This is a genomic window from Glycomyces albidus (assembly GCF_009451885.1).
Taxonomy (GTDB): domain Bacteria; phylum Actinomycetota; class Actinomycetes; order Mycobacteriales; family Micromonosporaceae; genus Glycomyces; species Glycomyces albidus.
On the sequence record NZ_WIAO01000019.1, the window covers coordinates 49,406 to 70,536 of the forward strand.

The following is a 21,131-nucleotide window of genomic DNA, read 5'->3' on the forward strand; positions in this document are numbered from 1 at the left end:
CGGGACGCACTGACAAGGGGCACCGTGGCCGAACAGTTCGCTTGGGGCAGCAGCCGACTCGCACTCCGATTCGAGTGGGGCGACGACACCCCCGTGCGCGTCGCCGGGATCGTCCGGGACGGCCGCGACCACCCCGTCCACCCGATGCCCGTCGCCGAGATCATGACCGCCGCCCACGGCCGCTCGCCCTCCTCCGACCGCCTCGCCCACACCGCGCTCGGCGCCCTCCTGCGCCACGCCTCCCGCACCGAGTCCGACTTCCCCGGCGGCCGCCGCCTCGTCATCCGCCAGGCCGCCGACGGCATCGAGGTCGACACCGTCCTCGAACAGCGCGACGGCGCCCCGGCCGCGATCCGCGCGCACACCACCGTCCGCGCCGTCGACGCCCCCGTCGTCCTCCGCTCGGTCGCCACCTGGACCATGGGCTTCACCGCCCCCGCACCGGGCGCGTTCGACACCTGGCGGCGCCTCCACGGCGTCAGCGACTGGCTCGGCGAAGGCCGCTGGGCCGTCGAGCCCCTCCGCGGCCGCGACTTCCCCGAACTCGCCTCCGAACTCACCTTCCAAGACCCGCACGGCTGCTGGTCGGTCACCTCGGACGGCACCTGGTCCACCGAGCACCACCTGCCGGTCGGCGGCGTCGAGTCCGAAGCGGCCGAACTCGCCCTCGTCTGGCAGATCGAGCACAACGGCGCCTGGCGCTGGGAGATCGGCGAAGACGTCGAAGGCGGCTACGTCAGCCTTTCCGGCCCCACCGACGCGGACGCCTCCTGGACCCGCCGCCTCGACCCCGGCGACGCCTTCACCACCGTCCCCGCGGCTGTCGCCGCCGGCACCGACTTCGAAGACGCGCTGGCCGCCCTCACCGACCACCGCCGCGCCGCCCGCCGCCCCCACCCCGACAACACCGCCATGCCGGTCGTCTTCAACGACTACATGAACACCCTCCTCGGCGACCCCACCACCGAGAAGCTCCTCCCGCTCATCGAAGCCGCCGCCGACATCGGCGCCGAGATCTTCTGCATCGACGCCGGCTGGTACGACGACAGCGGCGACTGGTGGCCCACCGTCGGCGAATGGCTGCCCTCGACCACCCGCTTCCCCGGCGGCCTCGGCGAAGTCGTCGACGCCGTCCGCGACGCCGGCATGACCCCCGGCCTGTGGCTCGAACCCGAGGTCGTCGGCGTCCGCAGCCCGATGGCCGAACGCCTCCCCGACGCCGCCTTCCTCCAGCGCCACGGCCAGCGCCTGGTCGAGAACCAGCGGTACCACCTCGACCTGCGCCACCCCGCCGCCATCGGCCACCTCGACGGCGTCGTCGACCGGCTCGTCGCCGACTTCGGCGTCGGCTTCTTCAAGTTCGACTACAACATCAACCCCGGCCCCGGCACCGACCACGACGCCCAGAGCGTCGGCGACGGCCTCCTCGAGCACAACCGCGCCCACCTCGCCTGGCTCGACGCCGTCCTCGACCGCCACCCGGGCCTCGTCATCGAGAACTGCTCCTCCGGCGCGCTGCGCATGGACTTCGCGATGCTCTCCCGCCTCGCCATGCAGTCCACATCAGACCAGCAGGACTTCACCAAGTTCCCGCCGATCGCCGCCGCCGCCCCCCTCTCGCTCCTGCCCGAGCAGGCCGCCAACTGGGCCTACCCCCAGCCCGGGATGACCGACGAGGAGGCCGCGTTCTGCCTCGTCACCGGCCTCCTCGGCCGCTTCTACGTCTCCGGCCACCTCAACCGCATGAACGACCGCCAGCGGGCCCTGGTCGCCGACGCCGTCCGCGTCGCCAAGACCCTCCGCGGCGCCGTCGCCACCGGGCACCCCCACTGGCCCGGCGGCATCCCCGGCTGGACCGACCCCTGGACCGCCCTCGGCCTCCGCGGCGAGCACGACCTCGTCTCCGTGTGGCGCCGCGGCGGACCCGCCTCCACCGAACTCGCCTTCCCCCACCTGGCCGGCCGCGACGTCGAGGTCGCCCACGTCTTCCCGACCGGCCTCCCCGAATGGAAGACGGCCTGGAACGCCCGGACCGGAACCCTCACCGTGCAGGCCGGCGACGCCGACATCGCCGCCCGGACCCTGCGCCTGACCGCCCGCTGAACCCTTCGACCCGATCCCTGGGCCCCCTTCCCAAGACAAGGAGCAGTTTCAATGAAGAACCGATTCCGCACCGCGCTCGCGCTGGCGGCCGCCGGCGCCGTCACCCTCGCCGGGTGCTCCGATCCCGGCGCCGGCACCGACACCGGCGGCCCCGCCGACTGGCCCGCGCAGGACGCCGACCTGAGCGGCACCACCCTCACCATCTGGGCCGCCCAGAACTCCAACACCGTGCCCGACAGCGTCATCGCCGGCTTCGAAGACCTCACCGGCGCCGAAGTCGAGGTCGTCACCATCCCCGACCCCTACGAGCAGGGCGTCCAGACCAAGGTCGCCACCGGCGACATGCCCGACCTCGCGTTCTGGCAGCCGACCGCCTCCCAGCTCACCGCGCTCAACGCCGGCCAGAATCTCCAGTCCCTGGACGGCGCCCCCTGGCTCGACGCCTACGACCCCGCACTGCGCGACATCACCGGCATCCTCGACGGCACCCGCTACGCCGCGCTCATCACCACGCCCGCCGTCGAAGGCGTCTACTACAACAAGGAGGTCTTCGCCGCCAACGGCATCACCGACCTCCCGACCGACTGGGACTCCTTCCTCCAGACCGCCCGCGACCTCAAAGCCGCCGGCACCACCCCGTTCTTCGAGATGGGCGCCGACCGCTGGGCCACCCAGTGGTGGGTCCAGGTCCAGCTCGCCGACGCCGCCGCCGACGGCCTCTGGGACCGCGTCAACGCCGGCGAGGAGTCCTTCACCGACCCGACCATCCAGGGCGCCATCGACCAGTACCAGGCCCTCATCGACGAAGGACTGTTCAACGAGGACATCGCGACCGCCACGTTCGAAGACCAGGGCGCCGCGCTCCTGGCCGGCGACGCCGCCATGGTCATGCAGGTCAACTCGTTCTTCGGCCAGCTCCAGTCCCTCGCCGACACCGAGGAGCTGAACCGCAGGATCGGCTTCTTCCCGATCTCCCCGTCCGGCAACACCGGCACGTTCATCCCCGACCAGTCCAACGCCCTCGTCGCGTTCAAGACCGGCGACGAGGACCGCGAGTCCGCCTCCCGCCAGCTCCTGTCCTACTGGCTCGGCGACGGCTACGAGGACTTCGTGAACGCCCAGTCCACCGTCTCGCTCCAGACCGGCGTCGCGACCCCCGCCGACGTCCCCGAGGCCCTGCTCTCGGTCTCCGACGCCGTCGGCTCCTCGGTCGGCTCCATGCAGGCCCTCGCGATCGCCAACCCGGACCTGTACATCTACCTCGCCGACATGATCCAGGGCACCAAGACGCCCGCCGAAGTCGCCGAGGCGACCCAGGCCCAGTTCGCCGAACTCGCCAAGGCCCAAGGCGCCGAGGGCTTCTAGACCGCGCCCCAGGGGGCGCCGGCCGGCATGAGGCCGGCGCCCCCGCACCCCGGCAGAGCTTCGAAAGGCATCCGAATGGCAACCGTCACCGCGGGAGCCCCGCGCTCCCGGCACCGCGACCACCCGCTGTGGTTCCTCGTCCCGGCCCTGGCCGTCCTGGTCGTGTTCTTCTTCGTCCCGACGCTGTTCAACTTCGTGTACGCGTTCACCGACTGGTCGAGCTTCAAGAGCGCCATCAACTTCGCCGGCACCGACAACTTCGTCTCCCTGTTCTCCAACGGCACCCTGCTCAACTCCCTCAAGGTGACGCTGGTCTACGCGGTGCTCGTCGCGCTCTTCCAGAACCTGTTCGGCCTCGGCCTGGCGCTGCTGCTCGAACGCGACACCGCCGTCAACCGGGCCGTTCGGGTCGCGTTCTTCGTCCCGGTCGTCATGTCCGCGCTGGCGGTCGGCTACATCTTCCAGGCGCTCCTCAAACCGGACGGGGCGCTGAACGGCATCATCGGCTGGTTCACCGGCACCGAGGTCGCGATCCCGTGGCTGGGGTCCACCACCTGGACCATCGTGGTCGTCGCGATCGTGCACGCCTGGAAGTGGATGGGCCTGTCGATGCTCATCTACCTGGCCGGGCTCAAGACCATCGACGAGGACGTCCTCGAAGCGGCCCGCCTCGACGGCGCGAGCCGCTGGACCATGTTCCGCTCCATCCGGTTCCCGCTGCTGGCCCCCGCGGTCACGTTCAACGTCGCGACCGCGCTCCTCGGCTCGATGAACGGCTTCGACATCGTCCAGGCCACCACCGAGGGCGGCCCGGGCGGCACCACCGAGCTGCTGAACATCTTCATCTTCCGGACCTTCGGGCAGGGCCTGTTCGCGCAGGCCACGACGATGAGCCTGGTGCTGTTCCTGACGGTCGCGATCCTGGCCTTCCCCGTCATCCGGTACCTCCGCAAGCGAGAGGAAGTCCTGTGACCACTGTGCCCACCCGGCCGGCCGCCGCCACCGCCGCCCACCGCGCCCCGCGCCGGCGCCGCCGCATCGGGCAGCCGATCGCCGCGGTCCTCACCGCCGCCGCGGTCCTCGGCGTCCCGTTCTGGCTCGTCATCGCCACCGCCGGCAAGGACCAGGGCGAGGCGCTCGACCCGAACCTGGCCCCGCCGGCCGACTGGCGGCTGTGGGAGAACATCGCCCAGGTGTACGCCGACGGCCGGATGCTCCCGGCGCTCTTCGGGAGCGTCCTGGTGATGGTCCCTTCCGTCGTGGGCGTCCTCGTCCTCGGCTCGATGGCCGCCTGGATCCTCGGCCGCCGCGGCGGGCGCCTCTCGGCCGCGGTCTACGCGCTCGGCATCAGCGGCATCGTCCTGCCGCCCGCGGTCGTCACGATCGTGCTCCTGCTGCGCCAGCTCGGCCTCGCCGGGACCGCGCTCGGCATGATCGGCGTCTACATGGGCATGTACCTGTCGACGGTGATCTTCTTCGTCACCGGGTTCGTGCGCACGATCCCGCACGAGCTCGAAGAGGCCGCCCGCGTCGACGGCGCCGGGCCGGTCCGCGTGTTCGTCCGGATCATCCTGCCGCTGCTGCGCCCGGTCCTGGCCACCGCGACGATCCTGATCTGCCTGTACATCTGGAACGACGTGTTCTACGCGCTCTTCGTGATCGGCGGCCGCATCGACACGCTCCCGCTGAACCTCTACCAGGTCGCCAGCGCCGGCCTGTATCTCCAGAACTGGCACCTGATCTTCGCCTATATCATCCTGATGAGCCTGCCGCTGCTGATCACGTTCGTGGTCGCCCAGCGCAGGATCATCTCCGGCATCACCGGCGGAGCGGTGAAATGAGCACGAGCGGGGCGGTGCAGTGAACGCGAGGGCGGGCGTGAAGGCGAAGAACCCGACGATCGCCGACGTGGCCGCACGGGCCGGCGTCTCGGTCCCGACCGTGTCCCGCGTCCTGACCGGCGCCGCTCGCGTCAGCCCCGCCAAGCGCGAGCTGGTCGAGCAGGCGATCGCGGAGCTCGGCTACCGCCCCAGCGCCGCCGCGCGGGCGCTGGTCTCGCGCCGGCCGCAGACGATCGCGATCATCGCCGGGAACACCTCCCGCTACGGCTACGCCGAGACGATCCGGGGCATCGAGATCGCCGCCCGCGCCGAGGGCTACACGGTGATGATCACGGTGGTCGAGTCCGCCGACGAGGACGAGGTCGACCGCGCCATCGAGGCGACCCTGACCCAGCCCCTCGCCGGGGTCGCGGTCCTGAAGTTCGACCCGCCCGGCGTGGCCGCCCTCGGGAAGATCCCCGGGAACCTCCCGGTGGTCGCCCTCTCGGGGGTCCGCGAACCGAACATGTCGCAGGCGGTCCTCGACGAGGCCGCCGCGGCGGAGGAGCTCACCGAGTACCTGCTGTCCCTGGGCCACGAGACGGTCCACCACGTGCGCGTCCCGCCATCGCGCAAAGTGGACGGACGGACCACCGGCTGGCGCCGCGCCCTGCGCCGCGCGAACGCGGCCGTCCCGCCGGTCCTCGACGCCACATGGGAGCCCCGCAGCGGCATCGCGGTCGGCCGCGCCCTCGCCGCCGACCCCGGCGTCACCGCCGTCTTCTGCGGCAACGACGAGATCGCCATGGGCGTCATGCGCGGCATCGCCGAGGCGGGCCTGCGCGTCCCCGGCGACATCTCCGTCGCCGGCTTCGACGACAACCCCCTCGCCGAACTCTGGAGCCCGCCCCTGACCACCGTCCGCCAGGACTTCGCCGGCCTCGGCCGCCGCGGCTTCCAGCTGCTCCTCAACGCCGTCAACGGGACCGACGACCGCCGCCACTCCTCCGAACGCCCCCGGCTCGTCATCCGAGCGAGCACCGCGGCCCCCGGCCCCCGCCGCTGACTCAGTCGCCGAAGTCGATCGAGCCGGTCCGCCTCGCGTCGCGCTGGAACCACCACAGTGACGCGGCCGCGAGGGCGAGCCAGGCCGCGGCGGTCGCGAACGCGAGCCCGAGCCGAGCGAACACCGCGTCCGCGGCGCCGCCGCCGATCGCGAGGCGGACCGCCTCCAGGCCGTGCACCGCGGGGAACGCGGCGGCGAACCACTGGATCCAGCCGGGCCAGAACGCGACCGGGACCATGACCCCGCCGACGGCGGTCATCGTCAGCAGCGTCAGGTTCGAGAAGACGTTCCGCAGCCGGTGGAAGCGCAGCGAGAGACTGCCGCAGCACAGTCCGACCGGGTAGTTCGCCAGTGCCGTCGCGAAGACCAGAGCCGCCGCCGCGGCCGACTCGCCGGGCCCGAGGCCGAGCCCGAATACCGGCGCGAGCGCCAGGAGCGCGATCGACGACGAGAGCGTCCCGGTCGCGACCCAGAACCAGCTCCGGGCGGCCAGGACCGTCACCATGCCGGCCGGCGCGGCCGCCAGCAGCGACAGCGTGCCGCTCATGCGCTCCCAGGTCGTCGAGGCCGAGGCCATCATCGTCTCGTTGACGGCGATGAAGACCGCCGCGCCGACCAGCAGGTAGCGGGTGCGCTCGGGGTCGCCGAGCAGCGTGCCGAGCATCGAATAGAACACGACCTGGCACAACACCCGCACCATCCACCCGAACGCCCACGTCGTAGGCGTGTAGACGATCCGCAGGTCGGTCCAGCCCGACCACATCGTCTGCCGCAGTACCGCGATCGCGTTCACGCGAACCCCACCGTCCCGGTCCGCCGGACGCGCCGCACCAGGCGGTGCGCGATCCAGAACCCCGCGGCGAACGTCGCCGCCGCGAGGCCGAGCACCGCGGCGAGGCGCGGCCCGAAGGCCGCGACCGGGCCGGGCGCGAGGCTGTCGCGCAGCAGGTCGGTCGCCCACGACAGGAAGAACAGCCGCGAGGCGGCCTCGAACCCCGCCGGCAGGAGCGCCACGGGGACCATCGCGCCGCCGAGGAGGTACAGCGGGAACGTCAGCGAGTTCTGGAAGCTGCGGACGTTGCGCCCGATCACGAAGACCGCGGCCATGACCACTCCGGTCGCCGCGGTCCCCGCCGCCGTCGCCAGGAGCGTCGCGGCGAACACCAGCGGGTGCTCGACCGCGACGACGATCCCGAACCCGAGCGCGCCGACCAGCCAGCACTCGGCGATCCCCAGGAGGCTCACCGCGGTGATCGCCGCGATCCGCCCCGACAGCACCGCCGCGAGCGGCGCCGGCGTCGTCAGCAGCGCCTCCAGCACCCCGGTCGAGCGGTCGCGGAAGATCGTCTCCCCGGCCTCCATGACCGCCATGCCGATCGACGTCATCACCGCCGGCGCCAGCAGCGCGTACGGCGCCAGGTCGGGCCGCCCGCCGTGCTCGGTGACCGACAGCAGGATCACCGCGAAGAACGGCGCGGTGACGAGCATCAGGAGCGTCCCCGGATCGCGGCGGAACTCGCCGAGCTGGGCCCGGGCCGCCGCCCAGAACGCGGGCATCGGAACGCTCACGGCCGCACCGCCATCCCGCGCTCGCCGATCAGGTGCAGGTAGACCTCTTCGAGCGTCGGCGGCGCCGTCGACACGTCCGAGACCCCCGCTTCGACGAGCGTCCGCAGCACCGGCAGCGCCGCCCCGCCGCGGCCGGTCTCGACCAGGACCGCCCCGGGCCCGGTCGAACGGACCCGCTCGACCCCCGGCAGCGCGGCGATCCGCTCCGCCAGCGCCTCCGGCACCCCCGAGGCCCGCACCCGCTCGTGCCGCGACAGCAGCTCGCCGAGCACCCGCGGGTCCTCGCACCGCAGCAGCCGGCCGCCGTCGATGAACGACACCCGGTCGCACAGCGCCTCCGCCTCGGCCATGTCGTGCGTGGTCAGCAGGACCGCCCGGCCCTCGGCGCGCAGGTCCTCGACCAGGCCCCGGAACTCGTGCGCCGACACCGGGTCCATGCCCACGGTCGGCTCGTCGAGGACGAGCACGCGCGGGTCGCCGACGAGCCCCCGCGCCAGGTGCAGCCGCTGCTTCATGCCCCGCGAGAACGTCTCCACCGGCTCGTCCGCGCGCGGCCCGAGGCCGACCCGCTCCAGCAGCTCCGCCGCGCGCCGCCGCCCCTCGCGGCGGCGGTGCCCGTACAGCGCGGCCCAGAACCGGAGGTTCTGCGCGGCGGTCATCCGCGCGTACAGGCCGCGCTCGCCGCCGAACACGATCCCCAGGAGCGGCCTGACCCGCTTCGCGTCCGCGACCACGTCGAGCCCGTGCACCCGGGCCGTCCCCGCGGTCGGCAGCAGCACGGTGGAGAGGATCTTGCACAGCGTCGTCTTGCCCGCGCCGTTCGGCCCGAGCAGCCCGTGGACCTCCCCGGCGGCGACGGTGAGGCCGAAGTCGTCCAGGGCGCGGCGGGGCGGACCGCCCCGGGCGGTCGCGAAGTCGCGGGACCGCCCGCGCACATCGACCGCGGGGGCGTCGAAACCGGTGATGCTCATGGCTTCAGCGTCGCCGCGCCCCGGCCCCGGCGCCATACGTGATTCCACGTACGGGGCGCCTCGCTAGCCTTGACCGCATGCCCCCGTTCATCGCCCGCGACGCCGAGCTCGCCCGCATCGGCGACGCGTGGGACCGGCTCCGCGCCGGGGGCGGGCCGGTCGCCGTCACCGTCGTCGGCGAAGCGGGCATCGGCAAGACCCGGCTGCTGCGGGAGGCCGTCGCCGCGGTCGCGCCGCCCCTGCTGCTCTTCGGGACCGCCCGCGCCGACGGGGCCGCCCCGCACGACTGGTTCGCCGCCGCCACCGCCGAGACCGACCCGCCCGACGGCACCGACGAGCGGCTGTGGCGCGTCCTCCGCCAAGAACCCGCCGACGCTCCGATGCGCCTCCCCGACGGCGCCCTCCTGCGCGGCGCCATGCGCACCCTCCGCCGCATCACCGGCGGCGGGCCCGCCCTCATCGCCGTCGACGACCTCCACTGGCTCGACCCCGAGAGCCTCGCCCTCTGGTCGGAGATGGCCGCCGCCCTGGACTTCCCGGCGCTGCTCCTCGCGGCGGGCCGCCCGCCCGAGGAGGCGCGCCACCCCGCGGCCGCCGCCCGCACCCTCGCCCGCCTCGCCGGCACCCCCGACGCGGCCGCGATCGCCCTGCGCCCCTTCACGGTCGCCGAGACCGGCACCCTCCTGGGCGGGCCCTCCGGCCCGGTCCCGCACGCCGAGGCGCGGGCCGTCCACCGCCGCACCGGCGGGAACCCGTTCTGGGTCAAGGAACTCGCCGCCGCCGGAGCCGCCGCCGCGCCGCTCCCGGGCCACCTCGCGTCCCTCGTCCGCGCCCGCCTCGCCGGCGAGGACGAGCCGGCCTGGCGCCTCGCCCGCGGCCTCGCGCTCCTCGGCGAGCGCACCGACACCGCCGTCGCCGCCGCCGTCCTCGGCGCCGACCTCCTCGAAACCGCCCTCCCCAGACTCGCCGCGGCCGGCGTCATCCGCCGCGAGGACACCGGCCTGCGTTTCCCGCACGCCCTCATGCGCGAAGCGTTCGCCGCCACCGCGCTCCCCGCCGAGGCCGAGGCGGTCCACCGCGCCGCCCTCGCCCTCGCCCTGGACCGCGGCGACGACCCCGCCGTCGCCGTCCACGCCCACGCCCTCGGCGACACGGACCTCGCCGCCGCGGCCGCCGACCGCACCGCCGCCCGCCAGCTCGAATCCTGGCTCGTCGAGTCCGCCCAGCGCACCGCCGAGCACGCCCTCGCGCTGGCCCCCGACCATCCGGGCCTCCTCGACACCGCCGGCCACGCCGCACTCCTGTCCGGCGACTACGCCGCCGCCCGCACCCACTACGAGCGCCTCACCGCGGCCGCCGACGACCGCGTCCGCTGCATCGCCCACCTCCGCCTCGCCGAGATCGACTGGCACCAGGGCCGCATCCAGGACCAGTGGCGCTCCCTGGAGGCCGCCGAGGCCCTCGCCGCCCCCGGCAGCGTGGAACAGGCCCGGTGCGCCACCGGCCGCGCCATGGCCTACGTCCGCAGCGCCGACTACGAGCCCATCCCCGCCCTGTGCGACGCGACCGAGCCCCTCTACGAGCGCCACGGCCTCCACATGCAGCGCCGCTCCGCCGCCATCAGCCGCGCCACCGCCATGTACTACCTCGGCGACACCGAAGCGGCCGTCCGCATCCTCACCGGCGTCTGGCGCGACGCCGAAGCCGACGGCGACCTGCGCAAACTCGGCCGCGCCGTCAACAACCTCCTCGCCGTCCACCTCGCCGACCTCCCCGAACCCCAGGCGTGGCGGCTGTTCGACCGCGCCGTCGCGGCCGTCGGCGACCTCGGCATGGCCGCCTGGGGCGGCAAGATCACCCGCGTCGGCGCCGACGCCGCGATCGGCTTCGGCGACCTCGAACGCGCCTGGACCCTCCTGCGCCCGCGCGCCCGCGTCGAATCCGACCCCCACGAGCGCGCCGTCCTCGCCGCCAAGGCCGGGCTCCTCGCCGTCGAACGCGGCGACCTCGACGAGGCCGAACGCCTGTGCCGCGAAGGGCTCGACCTCGTCGCCGGCATGGACCAGGGCTGGGTCGTCACCTACCCCCACTGGCTCGCGGCGGCCATCGCCGCCCACCGCGGCGACCGCGGCGAACTGCGCGCCGCCGTCGGCGGCTACCGCGACGCCGTCCCGCCCGACCTCCACCGCCTCCGCGAACCGCGCGTCATCGAGGTCGCCCGACTCGCCCTCGACCGCGGCATCGAGCCCGCGGCGGCCCGGCGGTTCCTCACCGACTGCCTCGGCGCCGTCCCGGCCCCCGGCTCGAGCCCGTACGCCGACCTCATGTGGATGGAGGCCCGGATCCGCCGAGGCGACTGGCCGGGCGCGCTCGCCCTCTTCGACGGCGCCGCCGCCGTCGACCAGCCCCACGAGCGCAGCACCGCCCGCATCCTCGCGGCCGAGGCGAACCGGCGCCTCGGCGACCGCGACGCCGCGCTGGCGCACGCCGCCGAAGCCGTCGCGCTCCTGCGGCGCTGGCCCGGCCACCGCCGCGACGCGGCCGCCGCGCTCCTCGACTCCCTGTCGCGGACGCCGATGACCGAGGCGCTGACCGCCCGCGAGACCGAGGTCCTCCAAGCCGCCGCGCAAGGCGCCTCGAACCGCCAGATCGCCGCCGCGCTGGGCATCTCGCAGCGCACCGTCGAGGTCCACATGTCGCGTCTGCTCGCCAAGACCGGCTCCGCGAGCCGCACCGAGCTGGTCGCCCGGTACCTCCAGGACGCCTGACGCGGCGCCGTCGGCACGGCGAAGCGCCCCGCGGCCGCATCCGGCCGCGGGGCTTTCCCTCACCGTCCGATCAGGACGCCCGCGTCACCCGCACAGGGCCGCGGCGATGAGCGCGTCGACGGCCGCGTCCCACTCGTCAGGGTCGGTGTACCCGTGGCGGTCGACGACGTTCCAGGCCACGGAGACCTGGCGCTCGCCGTCGAGGGAGTGGAACGACTGGGTCTCGTGGCCGAGGCTGTCACCGTCGTGGCCGGTGTAGACCTGCCCGGAGCCGTCGGGGCAGGGCGCGACGGCGAACAGGCCGAGGCCGTAGCCGAAGCTCCTGCCGGTCTCCTGGAACGCCGTGGCCTCCGCGAGCTGGTCGGCGGTGAGGATCGTGCCGTCCAGGAGCGCGTCGTAGAAGTCGTTCAGGTCGCCCATGGTGGACACGACCCCGCCGCCGGCCCAGAGCTGACTGTTCGACAGCCGTGTGGTGTCGAAGAAGGGCCGGCCCGGGTCGCCGGTCGTCAGGTACGGCGTCAGGTGCGGACCGCGGATCCCCGAGCCGCCGGGGTTCGCGAGGTAGGTGTCCCCGAGGCCGGCCGGTTCGAAGACCCGCTCCCGCAGCTCCGTCCCGAGGCGGTTCCCGGTGACCTCCTCGATGAGGATGCCGAGGGCGGTGTAGCCGGTGTTCGAATAGGACCAGCCCTCGCCCGGCTCGAACAGGATCGGGTCCTGGACGCCGAGCGCGACGAGCTCCTCGGGGCTGAAGTAGGTCCGGTAGTTGGCGTACACGTCGGTCATGTCGCCCTCGGTCACGAGCGAGCCGTAGAGGTGGAACAGGAACTCGGGGAGTCCCGCCTTGTGCTGCATGATCTCGCGGATCGTGGGCTCCTCGGCGTAGGGGAGCAGGTCGGGCAGGTACGCGCTGAGCGGGTCGTCCAGGTCGATCACGCCCTCGCCGTCGAGCTGGACGAGGACGGCCGCGGTCATGGACTTGGTGACGCTGCCGATCCGGATGCGGTCGTCCGCCTCGGCGTCCGCGGCCCCCGCTTCGAGGCTTCGCGGTCCGACGGCCTCGGCCCAGGTCTCGTCGCCGCCGCGGACCTCGACCACGATGGACTGGTCGCCGAGCGCGGCGAGGTCGTCGAGGGCGGTCTGGAGCCGGTCGGTGTCGAGGTCGTCGGTGTCGAGGTCGTCGGAGTCGGTGCGGGCGGTGGGGACCGCGGCGAGGCAGATCGCCAGGGCCGCGGCGGTGAGGACTGGTGTCATTCCTGAACCGTATGCGCCGGAACGGGATCGATCGATGCAGTGATCCACCCGATCCCCGGTACCCCTGGCACTACTCCGGCCCCTGGCGGCGGTGCGGGAAGGCCGCGCCTCGGGTCCAGGGTGCCGGAGACGCCTCAGTCGTAGTGGCGGCACTCGCCGGGGAAGACCGCGGCGAGGCGGCCGGCGAGGACCGCTCCGGCGGTCGCGTGCCGGGCCGGTTCGGGTTCGCGGTAGACGTGGTCGGCGAGGCCGTCGACGAGGGCGGTGATCTCCAGCGCCGCCAGGTCGGCGTCGGTGTCCGGTTCAACCTCGCCGCAGTGCTTGCCGTTCGCCACGCCCTGGGCCACGCGGCCGCGCAGGACCGCGGCGGTCTCGGCGGCCACCGCCGCGGCGGCCGGGACGTCCATCGCCCGGGCCTGGAACGCCCGCGCCACCCGGTGCTCGCCGCGCCGGCCCGCGTCCAGAGGGAGCAGTTCGCACAGGCAGTCGAGGAGGATCCGCCGGATCGGCTGCCCGCCGGCCTCGCCGGCGGCGGTGATGCGGGCGACGCGTTCGAGCAGGTCCGCGGTGAGCCGGCGGTAGGCGAACAGCAGCAGCTCGTCCTTGGACGCGAAGTAGTGCTGCACCAGCCCGACCGAGAACCCGGCTTCGCGGGCCACCGCCGCCATCGTGGCCGCGTCGAGCCCGTCGTGGGCGATGAGGCGGTGCACCGCCTCGGCCATCTGCGCGCGGCGGAGGTCGTGGTCTGCGGTCCTCGGCATCCCTTAATCATATAGCGGTATGGTTATCGCGTGGCCATACGTCCGTATGGTTATCGCCAGGACCCTCGACCCCACAGAGGAAGCCATGAACACCACTGCGATCGCCGCACTGCTCCTCGCGGCCCTCACCCCGCTCACCCCACTCCCGCAGACACCAGAGACGACCCACGCCGACGTCGCCGACTACCTCGAGCGGCGATTCGAGGAGACCCGCGTCCCCGGCGCCGCCTACTCGATCGTCGACCTCGACGGCGACAGCCGCACCTACGCCTACGGGCACGACGGCGACGGCGACCCCGTCGACCTCGCCACCCCGTTCCTGTGGGGCTCGGTCGCCAAGCCGTTCACCGCCACCGCCGTCATGACCCTCGTCGAAGACGGCCGACTCGGCCTCGACGACCCGGTGACCGCCCACGTCCCCGGCTTCACCCTGGCCGACCCGGACCGCTCCGACCGCATCACCGTGCGCCACCTCCTCGAGCAGACCTCCGGCATCCCCGAAGGCACCGGCATCACCGACCGCACCGAGCACCGCGACGACCCCTACGGCGACGCCGTCGCCGACCTCGCCGGCGTCGAGCCCTTCGCCGAACCCGGCGAGACCTTCGAATACGCCAGCGCGAACTACCTCGTCGCCGGCGCGGTCGTCGAAGCCGCCGCCGGAATGCCCTATGAGGACTACCTCCGCGAGGCCGTCCTCGACCCGCTCGGCATGACCGGCGCGGTCACCACCGAAGCCGACGCCGCCGACGTGCCCCGCGGCCACGCCGTCGCCTTCGGGCGGCCGGTCCCCATCGCGACCGGCTTCGACCAGACCGGCCCCAGCTACGGCTACCTCGGCGGCAGCATCGAAGACCTGACCGCGTTCGCCGTCGACCAGCTCGGCGACTCCGCGGTCCTCGCATCGGTATCGGTCGCGCTCATGCAGACCGGCGCCGCCCACGTCAACGACACCGTCGACTACGGCCTCGGCTGGCGCGTCGACACCCGCAACGCCGACCTCGGCACGACCACCGTCTGGCACACCGGCGCCGCACCCGGCTACTCGGCCGGCGTGCTCCTCCTGCCCGAACTGGGCCGCGCCGTCGTCGTCGTCCAGAACAGCTACGGCCACTTCCAGGAGTCCGACCTCATCGGCACGATGCTCGGCGCCGTCCGCATGCTCGCCGGGGGAGTGCCGGCTGAGCCCGAATCCGACCCGCTCTACCCGTCCCTGCTCATCGGATTGTGCGCCCTGCTCCTCGCCGCGATCCTCGTCATCGCCACCACCTTCCGCCGAATCAACAAGGGCCGCGCGAGAAAGCCGGTGCTCACGGTCGCCGGCGCCGCCCTGTGGACTCTGGCCGCGCTGGCGGTCGCGTACGCCGCCTTCGTGCTCGCCCCCGGCCTCGCGCCGAGCCGCGCGGCGTTCTTCGGCATCGCCCCCGACGTGGCGTGGCTGCTCACCGCCGTCGGCGCCGCCGCCCTCGCGGTCGCCGCGGCGCGCCTCTGGGCCGCGGCGGTCCGCTTGCGCCGCAGACCGGTCGACTGACGGTCGCGAGCGGCGCCGCCGGAGTCGGCCTCTCCGGCGGCGCCGCTCGTTGTGCGGCCTTGTTTACGCGCGGGCAATGAGAGTTCACGCGCGTGTGCTTGACGTGAACGGCGGTGAAACATCGCGCCCATAGCTTGTACCCAGAGCGGATACGAAGCTGTATACGCGCTTGTACACCGCCGCGACCTGCGGCGGCGCCCCCTTGCAGACCCGGCACCCCTCCCGCGCCGGGAAGCTCCTCTGCGAAAGGTCAACCGCACATGCCATTGCGCCTCAAGCTCAAAGCCCGAGACCTCGCCCGCACACTGGCCGCCACCGCCGCCATCACCGGCCTCGTCGCCACCGCCGCCTGCGGCACCCGCGCCGGAGAGGAGACCGCCGCGACCGAGTCCTGCGTGGACACCTCCGGCGACACGGTCAAGGTCGGCTCGCTCAACTCCCTGTCCGGCACCATGGCCATCTCCGAGACCACCGTCCGCGACGCGATCGCCCTCGCGGTCAAGGAGATCAACGCCGCCGGCGGCGTCCAGGGCAAAACAGTCGAGATCGTCGCCGAGGACGGCGCGTCCGAACCGACCGTGTTCGCCGAGAAGGCCGAGAAGCTCATCCGCGAGGACTGCGTCGCCGCGGTCTTCGGCGGCTGGACCTCCGCCTCCCGCAAGGCGATGCTCCCGGTCTTCGAGGACAACGACTCGCTCCTGTACTACCCCGTCCAGTACGAGGGCCTCGAAGCGTCGGAGAACATCTTCTACACCGGCGCCACCACGAACCAGCAGATCATCCCCGCGCTCGACTACCTCGCCGAGACCGGCGTCGAGTCGATCTACCTCGTCGGATCCGACTACGTCTTCCCGCGCACCGCGAACGCGATCATCAACGCCTACGCCGAGGCCCACGGCATCGAGGTCCTCGGCGAGGACTACGTGACCCTCGGCTCCACCGAGTTCTCCACCATCGTCAACCAGGTCAAGTCCGCCGGCGCCGACGCGGTCTTCAACACCCTCAACGGCGACTCCAACGTCGCGTTCTTCCGCGAGTACGCGAACGTCGGCCTCACCGCCGAGGACATGCCGGTCATGAGCGTCTCGATCGCCGAAGAAGAGGTCGGCGGCATCGGCGTCGAGAACATCGAGGGCCAGCTCGCCGCCTGGAACTACTACCAGACCGTCGACTCGCCCGCGAACACCGCGTTCGTCGAGGCGTTCAAGGCCGAGTACGGCGCCGACCGCGTCACCTCCGACCCGATGGAGGCCGCCTACACGTCGGTCTACCTGTGGGCCGCCACTGTCGAGAAGGCCGGCTCGTTCGCGGTCGCCGACGTCCAGGCCGCCGCCGACGGCGTCTCCTTCGAGAGCCCCGAAGGCACGGTGGTCATCGACGGCGACACCCACCACGTCACCAAGACCGCCCGCATCGGCGAGATCCGCGCCGACGGCCTGCTCTACACCGTCTGGGAGTCCGAGGGGCCGATCGAGCCCGACCCGTTCCTCGAAGGCTACGACTGGGCCGCCGGGCTCGGCGACACCGAATAGACCGCGACGGGACGATCAGGAAGGAGACACCGTGGACCTCCTCGTAGGGCAGCTGTTCACCGGGCTGAGCACCGGCTCGATCCTGCTGCTGGCCGCGCTGGGCCTCTCGCTCACCTACGGCCAGATGGGCGTCATCAACATGGCGCACGGCGAGTTCATCATGGCCGGCTGCTACACCGCGTACGTCGTCCAGCAGGCCGTCGGGGACGCCGGGGCCTCCCTCCTGATCGCACTCCCGGTCGGGTTCCTGGTGGGCGGCGCGATGGGCCTGGTCCTCGAGACCCTGCTCATCCGCCGCCTCTACCACCGGCCGCTCGACACGCTCCTGGTCACCTTCGGCGTCGGCCTGATCCTCCAGCAGGTCGCCCGCGACGTCTTCGGGGCGCCCGCGGTGAACGTCGCCGTCCCGGAGGCGCTGCGCGGCGGCGTCGACCTGCTCGGCGTGACCGTCCCGAAGACCCGCCTGTTCATCATGGCGCTCGCGGTCGTCTCGGTCGCCGCGGTGACGCTGGTGCTGCGGTTCACGCCGGCCGGGCGGCGCATCCGCGCCGTGGTCGGCAACCGCGACCTCGCCGAGACCGCGGGGATCTCCTCGCGCCGGGTCGACGCCGGGACGTTCTTCATCGGCTCCGGGCTCGCCGGCGTCGCCGGGGTCGCCTTGACCCTCATCGGCTCCACCAGCCCCACCACCGGCCAGTCCTACCTCGTCGACGCGTTCCTCGTGGTGGTCGCCGGAGGCATGGGCCGCATCAAGGGCGCGGTCGTCGCCGCGGTCGCCCTCGGCGCGCTGCAGGCGGTGTTCGAGACCTACTCGACCGCGTCGCTCGCGAAGGTCGGCGTCTTCCTCGTCATCGTCGTCTTCCTCCAGCTCCGCCCGCAGGGGCTGTTCACGCTGCGAACCAGGAGCCTCGCATGAGCCCCGCACCCGTCCGAATGTTCCTCAAGACCCGCCTCGGCACCTGGACCGGGTTCGGCGCCGCCGCCATCGTCCTGTTCGGACTCGCGCCGCTGCTGCTCTCCGGGTTCCGGCTCGGCCTGCTCGCCCAGTTCATCTGCTACGCGATCGTCGCGGTCGGCATCGGCCTGGCCTGGGGCCGCGGCGGGATGCTCACCCTCGGGCAGGGCGTCTTCTTCGGCATGGGCGCCTACCTCATGGCCATGCACCTGAAGATGGCCGACGCCGAGTTCAGGAACGGCCCCGGCGCCGTCCCCGACTTCATGGAACTCGCCGGCATCCGCGAACTGCCCGCCTACTGGGCCCCGTTCAGCTCCCCGGCCTTCACGATCGCGATGATCCTCCTCCTGCCGACCGCGTTCGCGGTGCTCCTGGGCCTCGCGGTGTTCAAGCGCCGCGTCAAGGGCGCCTACTTCGCGATCCTCTCCCAGGCCCTCGCCGGCGCCTTCGCGATCCTCCTCATCGGACAGCAGTCCCTCGGCGGGTTCAACGGCCTCAGCCGCTTCCAGTACTTCTTCGGCTTCACCCTCGCCGACCCGGTCAACCAGCAGATGCTCTACTTCATCGCCGCCGGGGTGCTCCTGGCCGTCGTCGCGATCGCGCTCCAGCTTCGCCGCTCCCGCTACGGCGAACTCCTCGTCGCCGTCCGCGACGCCGAAGAGCGCGTGCGCTTCCTCGGCTACGACGCCGCGAACGTCAAGGTCGTCGCCTACGCCGTCGCCGCCCTGTTCGCGTCCGTCGCCGGGGCCGTGTTCGTACCGGTCGTCGGGATCATCTCCCCGGCGAGCATCGGCATCGTCCCCTCGATCATGTTCATCCTCGGCGTCGCCATCGGCGGCCGCGCCAGCCTGGTCGGACCGGTCGTCGGCGCGCTCGCCGTCGCCTGGGCCCAGACCGCCCTGTCCGAGCAGTTCCCCTCGGCGTGGACCTACGCGCAGGGGCTCCTGTTCATCGCGATCATCGCCCTGCTGCCCGGCGGGATCGCGTCCGTCTTCAAGAGGTTCCCGACCAAGCGCACCCCAGTGGAGGCCGCGGCATGAATACCGCTCTGAGCTGCAAGCACATCGAAGTCGACTTCGACGGGTTCAAGGCCGTCTCCGGCGTCGACCTCGAACTCGCCCGAGGCGAAGTGCACTTCCTCATCGGCCCCAACGGCGCCGGGAAGACCACCCTCGTCGACGCCATCACCGGCCTCGCGAAGTACTCCGGATCCGTCGTCAAGGACGGCGAGGAGCTGCGCGGCAAGAAGGTCCACCACATCGCCCGCCGCGGGATCGGCCGCACCTTCCAGACCGCCCAGGTCTTCGACAACCTCACCGTCGCCCAGAACCTCGACATCGCCGCCGGCGCCGGACGCTCCCCGTGGACACTGCTGCGCCGCCGCCGGCACCTGCCGCAGAACGTCGTCGACACCATGGCGCGCATCGGCCTCGCCGACCACGCCGACACCCCCGCGGGCGTCCTCGCCCACGGCCAGAAGCAGTGGCTCGAGATCGGGATGCTCCTCGTCGGCGACGCCGACGTGCTCCTCCTCGACGAGCCGATCGCCGGCATGGGCCACGACGAGCGCGAGACCACCGGCCGGCTCCTGCACGACATCGCCGCCGACCGCGCCGTCGCCGTGGTCGAGCACGACATGGACTTCATGCGGGCCTTCGCCTCCCGCGTCACCGTCCTCCACGCCGGGGCCGTGCTCGCCTCCGGCTCCGTCGACGAGGTCTCGAACGACCCCCGCGTCCAAGAGGTCTACCTCGGCACCGCGAAGGAGGCCGCCGATGCTGCGACTGCGTGACCTCACCTGCGGCTACGGCCGCTCTGCCGTCGTCCACGGCATCGACCTCGAGATCGGCGCCGACGAGGTCGTCTCCGTCATGGGCCACAACGGCGCCGGCAAGACCACGCTTCTGCGCGCCGTCGTCGGCCTCATCCCCGCCATGCGCGGCACCGTCGAATTCGCCGACCCCTCCGGGAACTGGACCGACGTCACCCGCAAACCCACCAACAAGCGCGTCAAATCCGGCATGGCCTACGTCCCCCAAGGCCAGCAGTGCTTCGCGCACCTGACCGCGGGGGAGAACCTGCGCCTGGTCGCCGACGGCCGCAGGAACGGCAAGGCCCTCGTCGACTCGCAGCTCGACCTGTTCCCGGCCCTGCGCCCGCTCCTGGCCCGCCAGGCCGGGCTCCTCTCCGGCGGCCAGCGCCAGCAGCTCGCCATCGCCCGCGCGCTCATCACCGAGCCGCGCCTGCTCATCCTCGACGAACCCACCGAAGGCATCCAGCCCAACGTGGTCGCCGAGATCGAGGCCACCGTGGTCGACCTCGCCAAGCGCGGCGGCCTCTCGGTCCTCCTCGTCGAGCAGCACCTCGGCTTCGCCCTCCAGGCCGCGAGCCGCTACTACGTCCTCCGCTCCGGCCGCGTCGCCTCCACAGGCGACACCGGAGCCGAGGCCCAGACCCGGGTCCGGGAGGCGATGGCCATATGACCCGCACCCCGGCCCCCGCCTCCCGAACGGCCCCGGAAGCGCGCGCCCGCGGCGCCGGGCCGTCCCGCACCCGCCGCTCGCTTCCCCGAACCGGAGTAACCGCACGGCCCGCACCCGTCGCCCCGCCCGCCGCTCGCTGCGCTCGCTTCCCCGAACCGGAGTAACCGCATGGCCCGCACCCGTCGCCCCGCCCGCCGCTCGCTGCGCTCGCTTCCCCGAACCGGAGTAAACGCATGACTTCCTTCTCCTCCCTACCGGAGACCGGCGAGCCGCTCGCGGCCCGCGTCTACGTCGCGCTGCGCGCCGACCTCATGTCCGGGAGGTACGAGCCGGGCAAACGGCTCGGCGAGGAGCGCCTGGCCGCGAACTACGGAGTCTCGCGCACGCCCGTGCGCGAAGCGCTCAGCCGCCTCGCCGCCGACGGGCTCGTCTCCCGCGAGGTCGACGGCCTCTACCCGTACCGGCCCCGGATCGACCAGCTCAACGACCTCTACGAGGTCCGGCTGACCCTCGAACTGCGCGGCCTCGCCCGGGCCGCCGCCGACGCGGACGTCACGCACGACCCCGACCTCCTCGGGCCCGAACTCGAACGCTGGTACCGCCTCCGCGACGCCCCGCCCGGGCCCGACGCCGGGTTCGTCGAGTCCGACGAGCGCTACCACCTGACGCTTCTCGCCTCCTCGGGCAACCCGCAGCTCGCCGAGGCCCTGAAGATCGTCAACAACAAGATCAGGCCCGCTCGCATGTTCGACTACTTCACCGCCGAGCGGATGGAGTCGACCATCGCCGAGCACATCGCGATCGCCGAAGGCGCCCTCGACGGCCGCTACGACGAGGCCACCGCGATCCTCACCCGCCACATCGAGACGTCCCGGTCCATCGTGGTCGGCCGCGCCGAGGCGGCCCTGACCTGGGCCCACCTGGCGAACGCCGTCCGCCCCTGACCCGGCCCCGAC

At 72.9% G+C, this 21,131-nt stretch carries 18 protein-coding genes; 13 read left to right on the forward strand and 5 right to left on the reverse strand.

All coding sequences use genetic code 11. The features are described from left to right. Positions 1-24: 24 nt before the first annotated feature. From GFD30_RS27035 to GFD30_RS15840, 5 genes are all read left to right on the forward strand, one after another. Complete coding sequence (locus GFD30_RS27035; protein WP_322633295.1) at positions 25-2,103, forward strand: glycoside hydrolase family 36 protein; 2,079 nt, start codon at positions 25-27, stop codon at positions 2,101-2,103. Positions 2,104-2,154: 51 nt separating this feature from the next. Continuing rightward, entirely contained in the window at positions 2,155-3,468 is a 1,314-nt protein-coding gene (locus tag GFD30_RS15825) for an ABC transporter substrate-binding protein (protein ID WP_153026168.1), read from the forward strand. Between the two features lie 75 nt (positions 3,469-3,543). Continuing rightward, positions 3,544-4,440: a carbohydrate ABC transporter permease gene (locus tag GFD30_RS15830; protein ID WP_153026169.1), complete on the forward strand. Its 897-nt coding sequence runs from the start codon at positions 3,544-3,546 to the stop codon at positions 4,438-4,440. Between the two features lie 5 nt (positions 4,441-4,445). Continuing rightward, positions 4,446-5,309 (forward strand): carbohydrate ABC transporter permease, encoded by an 864-nt coding sequence (locus tag GFD30_RS27965; protein ID WP_407649068.1) that lies wholly within the window; start codon positions 4,446-4,448, stop codon positions 5,307-5,309. 19 nt (positions 5,310-5,328) lie between these two features. Continuing rightward, positions 5,329-6,354 carry a LacI family DNA-binding transcriptional regulator gene (locus GFD30_RS15840; protein ID WP_322633297.1) on the forward strand — a complete coding sequence of 342 codons (1,026 nt, stop codon included), beginning with the start codon at positions 5,329-5,331 and terminating at the stop codon, positions 6,352-6,354. A 1-nt stretch (position 6,355) separates the two neighbouring features. On the opposite strand, the gene GFD30_RS15845 is transcribed toward GFD30_RS15840, so the two are convergent. The 3 genes from GFD30_RS15845 to GFD30_RS15855 are packed head-to-tail and all read right to left on the reverse strand — an operon-like array spanning position 6,356 to position 8,894. Next, complete coding sequence (locus GFD30_RS15845; RefSeq protein WP_153026170.1) at positions 6,356-7,147, reverse strand: ABC transporter permease; 792 nt, start codon at positions 7,145-7,147, stop codon at positions 6,356-6,358. Then, positions 7,144-7,923, reverse strand: a complete 780-nt coding sequence (locus GFD30_RS15850) for an ABC transporter permease (protein WP_153026171.1) — start codon at positions 7,921-7,923, stop codon at positions 7,144-7,146. The genes GFD30_RS15845 and GFD30_RS15850 overlap by 4 nt, the downstream gene beginning before the upstream one ends. Further along, entirely contained in the window at positions 7,920-8,894 is a 975-nt protein-coding gene (locus tag GFD30_RS15855) for an ABC transporter ATP-binding protein (protein WP_153026172.1), read from the reverse strand. The genes GFD30_RS15850 and GFD30_RS15855 overlap by 4 nt, the downstream gene beginning before the upstream one ends. A gap of 77 nt (positions 8,895-8,971) precedes the next feature. On the opposite strand from GFD30_RS15855, the gene GFD30_RS15860 reads away from it, so the two are divergent. Next, on the forward strand, positions 8,972-11,662 hold the full coding sequence (locus GFD30_RS15860) for an ATP-binding protein (RefSeq protein ID WP_153026173.1): 2,691 nt from the start codon (positions 8,972-8,974) through the stop codon (positions 11,660-11,662). A gap of 84 nt (positions 11,663-11,746) precedes the next feature. On the opposite strand, the gene GFD30_RS15865 is transcribed toward GFD30_RS15860, so the two are convergent. Next, positions 11,747-12,913 (reverse strand): serine hydrolase domain-containing protein, encoded by a 1,167-nt coding sequence (locus GFD30_RS15865; RefSeq protein ID WP_153026174.1) that lies wholly within the window; start codon positions 12,911-12,913, stop codon positions 11,747-11,749. A gap of 134 nt (positions 12,914-13,047) precedes the next feature. Next, complete coding sequence (locus GFD30_RS15870) at positions 13,048-13,674, reverse strand: TetR/AcrR family transcriptional regulator (protein WP_153026175.1); 627 nt, start codon at positions 13,672-13,674, stop codon at positions 13,048-13,050. Positions 13,675-13,759: 85 nt separating this feature from the next. Between GFD30_RS15870 and GFD30_RS15875 the strand changes: the two genes are divergently transcribed. The 7 genes from GFD30_RS15875 to GFD30_RS15905 all read left to right on the forward strand — a co-directional run bounded on the left by GFD30_RS15875 (position 13,760) and on the right by GFD30_RS15905 (position 21,119). Continuing rightward, positions 13,760-15,205, forward strand: a complete 1,446-nt coding sequence (locus GFD30_RS15875; RefSeq protein WP_153026176.1) for a serine hydrolase domain-containing protein — start codon at positions 13,760-13,762, stop codon at positions 15,203-15,205. 260 nt (positions 15,206-15,465) lie between these two features. Further along, a complete protein-coding gene (gene urtA / locus GFD30_RS15880; RefSeq protein WP_153026177.1) occupies positions 15,466-16,737 on the forward strand; it encodes an urea ABC transporter substrate-binding protein in 1,272 nt (423 codons plus the stop codon). A 31-nt stretch (positions 16,738-16,768) separates the two neighbouring features. Beyond that, a complete protein-coding gene (urtB, locus tag GFD30_RS15885) occupies positions 16,769-17,653 on the forward strand; it encodes an urea ABC transporter permease subunit UrtB (protein ID WP_322633298.1) in 885 nt (294 codons plus the stop codon). Next, positions 17,650-18,732, forward strand: coding sequence for an urea ABC transporter permease subunit UrtC (gene urtC / locus GFD30_RS15890; protein ID WP_227996426.1), 1,083 nt, complete (start codon positions 17,650-17,652; stop codon positions 18,730-18,732). The genes urtB and urtC overlap by 4 nt, the downstream gene beginning before the upstream one ends. After that, positions 18,729-19,484, forward strand: coding sequence for an urea ABC transporter ATP-binding protein UrtD (gene urtD, locus GFD30_RS15895; protein ID WP_153026178.1), 756 nt, complete (start codon positions 18,729-18,731; stop codon positions 19,482-19,484). The genes urtC and urtD overlap by 4 nt, the downstream gene beginning before the upstream one ends. After that, positions 19,468-20,175: an ATP-binding cassette domain-containing protein gene (locus GFD30_RS15900; protein WP_153026179.1), complete on the forward strand. Its 708-nt coding sequence runs from the start codon at positions 19,468-19,470 to the stop codon at positions 20,173-20,175. Before urtD ends, GFD30_RS15900 begins: the two co-directional genes overlap by 17 nt. A 233-nt stretch (positions 20,176-20,408) precedes the next feature. Continuing rightward, positions 20,409-21,119 carry a GntR family transcriptional regulator gene (locus GFD30_RS15905; RefSeq protein WP_153026180.1) on the forward strand — a complete coding sequence of 237 codons (711 nt, stop codon included), beginning with the start codon at positions 20,409-20,411 and terminating at the stop codon, positions 21,117-21,119. The last annotated feature ends 12 nt before the right edge of the window (positions 21,120-21,131 follow it).